The sequence below is a fragment of the Xylanibacter sp. genome, assembly GCF_057607445.1.
In genome coordinates this window covers 1-4,896 of record NZ_DBLZAX010000033.1, presented here as the reverse complement: position 1 = coordinate 4,896, position 4,896 = coordinate 1, and the positions used below count along the sequence as shown (strand labels likewise).

The following is a 4,896-nucleotide window of genomic DNA, read 5'->3' as shown; positions in this document are numbered from 1 at the left end:
ATTACTCTCCATTGGAAAAGATTATCGGAGAACTGAAAGAGGTAAAAGCAACCATGCAGACCAGCAACGAGGGAACGGAAGCGGTACGCCAGCTTCTCCAAGCTGTTCGGGAACAGACCGCAAAACAACTCCCTGCGCCGGAACTGATCGCCCATGTTGCGGAAGAAAAAGCAAAGGCAGAAGCAAAAAGCGAAGAACAAGAAAGGGAGATTGCCCGGCTGCGCTCCGAGAACTCCGCTTTGCAGGAATACAAGGAAAAGGCGCATCAGGAACTATGCCGGGTACGTGATGAACAAAAGACTTTCGGAAAAATACGCGTAAATACAGAATTATAACCAAACATCTACTAAACTCAAAGGATAACTATGAATCGTACTTTCATTTTATTCACAATACTTATCTTTTTACTCTTTTAAAAAGTTTTCCCTATATCATTTAATATATTATTTTTTGTAGATTCGTTTATAATTTGTAGATTCGTTTTTAAATAAACTTAAAAAGATATGCTTATGAAAAAAAACGTTTTTATTCTTTTCACAATCTTGCTATTTCTTGCAAGTTGCAATAACGATAGTGACAATATTATGTCTAAAGAGAAAAATTCAATTGAGTTTGCTCATCTTGATATCCTAAAAAAAAATAAGTACAAGGTTACACGGAACATTGCTGAAGAAAATCTTCTTTTATATTTAAAAAATTTACAGAAAAATACTAGCAGCAGATCTGAATGCAAATTTTCTATTATAGCAGATGGAAAGTTAGATATGTCTCTTACATCAAATAGCAGATCTGCAATTCTTGATTCCGTTGGCGTATATAAATTTATCGTAAAAGAAGGGACATCAGAAGGTTTTGCTTTAATATCTGATGATATTAGATATCCTTACGTATTGGCTTATAGTCCACAAGGCAGCTTGGCTGATACATTATACAATGAAGGCTTGGCTCAATATATTAGACTTTTACCTATATTTTTGAATAAAAAGATCTCAAAGGTTACAGAAATTCTTGGTAATCGTGATAAGATGAGTGAACTAATGAATACTTATAAGGCCAAATATAAATCTAGGGCAAACGTTATATGGGGAGATCCAACAACAATACCTCCTGACGCAAGTGACTCGCTTTTAAATTACCCTTTTGTACCTTTGCCTGAAATGACTACTACAGAACAAAGTGGGGATACTACATTCATTTATAAAGGTCGTTTATACGTTTATCCTGCAGGAACAGAAGGTGATGGCACCCAAAGCTTTTTTGTTCCTGTCAAATGGGGACAAGGAAGCCCATACAATAACAATGTTCCTTTTCAATGCGGATCAGGAAAAGCTCCTGTTGGATGTGTCGCAGTCGCAATAGCTCAAATCATGGCTTATCACAAATATCCTCCTACATATAATTGGAAATTGCTTACAAGCAAACAAAGGATAAGCCAAACAGCTATAGAAGATAAAGAAAGGAGAGAAGAAGTTGCAAGATTAATGGCTGATATTGGACAAAAAGTAAATATGAAATATGACTGTTCTGGAAGTGGTTCTAATATTTATAATGCCAATAATGCTTTCATTAGTTATGGATACAAAACTAGCGGAGTCCAGGATTATAGCGAATTTTCTACTTATTACTCTGATCCACATACAAGCTTTTTTACTCCAGCCTCATTTAATGCTCCATTTTACATGAGAGGGACAAACAGCAATGGAGAAGGACATGCTTTTGTTGTGGATGGTTTCTTTGAGAGTTTTATGGTTATAGTTATTGTTCGTGATGTTTGGATAAATGGTACTTTTATTACGACAGAAAATGTATATGCAGTTCCTTTATCTTTGTTTAATACAGTTGTGCATTTTCATATAAATTGGGGATGGGATGGATACTCTGATGGATATTACGATCAAGTAGGTTTAGATTTTGACAATAATAAAAAACTATTAAAAGTAGAACTGTAATATGAAGCGGTTAAATTTTCTTAAGCTATTGTCACTTGTTATGTTCTCTATATTCTCTTCATGCTCAACACCTTCATTTGAAGAAACAATTGACGGGAAACAATCTGATACAATCGGATTATCAATTAATGATACAACTGTTGATTCTAATGGAAAACAATTGACTGCTACGACTCAAGGGATGAATTGGAAATTTTCAGAAATTTATGACAATAGTAAAATGATAGAATTTGATAATCAGACTACTCTCCCTTTTTCTATTAATGGGGAATGGTTTTCGATTGTAAAACAGTCGGAGACAAAATTTGCAATAAATGTTAGCCCGAATAAAACAGGAAAATGCAGAGTATTAGAAATAGTAATGGTAGATCGAAATTATTCATGTCGTTTGAATATTAGCCAAAATAAATAAGTAATTGTTACAATAGTGTATGGAAACAACGGTAGGGAATAGTTTTCTCTACCGTTTATTATAATTTTTAGTGCAGGTGGAAACTTTTCATCTAAAGACACAAAAATATTGCAAAAATCAACAATCACACTATATCTTATTTCTGACGATACACAAGGAGAAGCCAATCAATTCTTTAGATGATATAAAAAATGCTTTCAAGATCAATTATTCAGAAGTTTATTTTGGACTTCCTATATTCTGTAAAGGATATTACACAAAAGATAATTCTGTTTTTACTTTAACAACAAATTCAGGCAGAAGAACAGCTATTAGAACAACACAAGCAGAAGAAAAAAATTACTAAATTATATGGGAAGGGAGGATACTTGTATATCTCCCTTCCCATATGAAATCATAAAACAAACGAACATTTCTTTTCATTAATAAATCGAGAAATATACACTTATACAGGCTAAGAGCAAAAGGAAAGCGATATCAGAACATTAACTACAAAAACAACCTGCCAGTTATTACAAAATGATATTGCATATCCAGCTGATCGGTGCGGTTCTCCCACCATGCGGACAAATCCCGGTAACAAAATGACAAAACGGACACCAACCAAAGAACAACATTTTTTTCTTTTTTCCTAAACACCTGCCAGCGAAGCACAGAGTATTTGTCAAGGGCGAAGGGTAAAAAATACCGCACGAGCGAAGCGAGCACAGGAGATTTTTTACCCGGAGAGTGAAACGTCCCTTTACAAATACGGCGTGCGGAGTTACCTTTGTGCCGGAAAATAGAAAAATCACATGCCCATTCCGCAACCTCTACTCCTTTTGGGCTTCTTCAGGAGTTCCAGATCTTCCTCCTGCTGCTTCTTTTTGGGAATAGGCTGCTCGATGTCCGGCGTTTTCTCCACCTGTTGAATTTTTGACTTCTCCGGTTCCTGCCGGGATTGAAGCTCCGCTTTGAGATTGTCCCATTTCTCCTTTCTGATGCGTTCCGCACGTTCCACCTGCCGGGCTATTTCCGCCGGGCTTCCGTTCTTGACAGCGTTAAGATAGTCGAAGCTTTCCTCCGGCTCCCGGTCAAACCCCATGCGCCGATCAAAAGAGCTTTCACACTTCCGGAAAAAATCCGTCCGGTCAAAACCTCCCTTCACGTTGCCGCAGTTCTTCTTTCCGGTGTGATTCGTTTTAGGGCTTAACTTTTTGGTGTTGCTCCGGTCTTTCCGACTGACGATGATATGTGCGTGCATATCGCTGTCACTGTCACCGTCCCGGTTGAAATGGATCTTTGCGTAATATTCCACATCATCGCTTCTCAAGCCTTTTCCGAAACCCTCCGCATAGTTTCTCATCACGTCCTGCCGGATGTACCGCTGCAAGGCTTCCGCACGCTCCTGCGGAGTCCTGCCCATACAGCGCAGCTCCTTCTCTGAAGGGCTGACGGTGATAACATAGAACTTTGCGTCAGTCCGGCTTAACTTAGCCTTGTTGTTGTCTATCTTGAATGTAACCTCCCTTGCGCTCACGTAGTCCCGGAACTGGTTGAAGAACGGCTGCACCTCCTCCCCTTTCTTCATCCTCTCCAAATCCTCATGCTGGAGATAATTCGTCACCGCAACACAACTGCCTGTATTGGCGTATGTGCCGTTACCGCCTCCCTGTATCTTCACGTTCATATCTTTTCCCTTTTGTTCTTCTCGTCCTTGTACAAGGCTTTTATATCATCGAAAAGCCCGGCTTTTCCTTTCGCATCGATGTAGCTTGCGATATAGGAGAAGATCTTCTCCTGCCTTTGCGTCACAGCGTCCAGCCTTGCATAAATGGCTTGTTGGTTCTTCAGAAGCATATCCCTCGACTGACCGACTGCCTTTTCCGCCCGGTCCAAAGCCTGCTCCCTTATCCCGGCAAGGCTTGCAAGATCACGCATGAATAGGTCATTGTCCTTTTGGTATTGGCTGAACTTTTTTTCCGTAAGTATCGAGTCCATGCTCATGGTCACTCTCATGCTTGTACTGCCCATGGCTTCACAAGCCGGACGCAAGAAATCCTGCTCCTGCTTTCTGATGAACGCTATCACCTGATCACAGCGTTTGATAAGTTTCTGCATTTCCTTTGCCGGGCTCTCATGCTCAACCGGGTTGATGCCGTACTTCTCGAAGTACTCCAGCGCACAGGAAAGAAAGTCTTTCTTTGATACATTATTGGACTTTGCCAGCCTGTCAAGCCGGGCAAACGTTTTTCGGTCAATGGTGACAGAAGTGGTGCTTTCTTTATCCATACAATTGCGGTTTTAATTGCTAATTATATTATTAAATCTCTGATTTACAAAGATATTATTTTAACCACAATTTCAAACTAATTGCGGTTAAAATAATTAAACAGCTGATATTCAGTAGTAACCCCGTAGGGAAAGAGGAAAAACAGGGCAAAGCCCGGTTTCCTCTTGCTATTCTTTCGACTGCCGAGCAATCGACGAACACCCTCCCCTGCGGTACGGCGAAAGCTCGTACAAGGGGGACGGGGAGAAGTCGGAGCGAGGCAC

At 39.7% G+C, this 4,896-nt stretch carries 4 protein-coding genes and 1 pseudogene; 3 read left to right on the top strand and 2 right to left on the bottom strand.

Going from position 1 to position 4,896, the window contains the following annotated elements:
- The 3 genes and pseudogenes from ACZMIG_RS14540 to ACZMIG_RS14530 all read left to right on the top strand — a co-directional run.
- A pseudogene (locus ACZMIG_RS14540) lies at positions 1-335 on the top strand (hypothetical protein); the annotation flags it as partial.
- 174 nt (positions 336-509) lie between these two features.
- Positions 510-1,949, top strand: coding sequence for a C10 family peptidase (locus ACZMIG_RS14535; RefSeq protein ID WP_487889742.1), 1,440 nt, complete (start codon positions 510-512; stop codon positions 1,947-1,949).
- Position 1,950: 1 nt separating this feature from the next.
- Positions 1,951-2,361 carry a hypothetical protein gene (locus ACZMIG_RS14530; RefSeq protein WP_117830234.1) on the top strand — a complete coding sequence of 137 codons (411 nt, stop codon included), beginning with the start codon at positions 1,951-1,953 and terminating at the stop codon, positions 2,359-2,361.
- A 790-nt stretch (positions 2,362-3,151) separates the two neighbouring features.
- Here the strand turns inward: ACZMIG_RS14530 and btgB are convergent.
- On the bottom strand, positions 3,152-4,030 hold the full coding sequence (gene btgB, locus ACZMIG_RS14525; protein ID WP_487889741.1) for a mobilization protein BtgB: 879 nt from the start codon (positions 4,028-4,030) through the stop codon (positions 3,152-3,154).
- A complete protein-coding gene (gene btgA / locus ACZMIG_RS14520; RefSeq protein WP_487889740.1) occupies positions 4,027-4,632 on the bottom strand; it encodes a mobilization protein BtgA in 606 nt (201 codons plus the stop codon). Before btgA ends, btgB begins: the two co-directional genes overlap by 4 nt.
- Positions 4,633-4,896 lie beyond the last annotated feature (264 nt).

What these genes read in the sequence shown, in the direction of transcription:
- ACZMIG_RS14535 (WP_487889742.1), top strand. Translation starts at nt 510, where the DNA reads ATGAAAAAAAACGTTTTTATTCTTTTCACAATCTTGCTATTTCTTGCA.
- ACZMIG_RS14530 (WP_117830234.1), top strand. Translation starts at nt 1,951, where the DNA reads ATGAAGCGGTTAAATTTTCTTAAGCTATTGTCACTTGTTATGTTCTCT.
- btgB (WP_487889741.1), bottom strand. Translation starts at nt 4,030, where the DNA reads ATGAACGTGAAGATACAGGGAGGCGGTAACGGCACATACGCCAATACA.
- btgA (WP_487889740.1), bottom strand. Translation starts at nt 4,632, where the DNA reads ATGGATAAAGAAAGCACCACTTCTGTCACCATTGACCGAAAAACGTTT.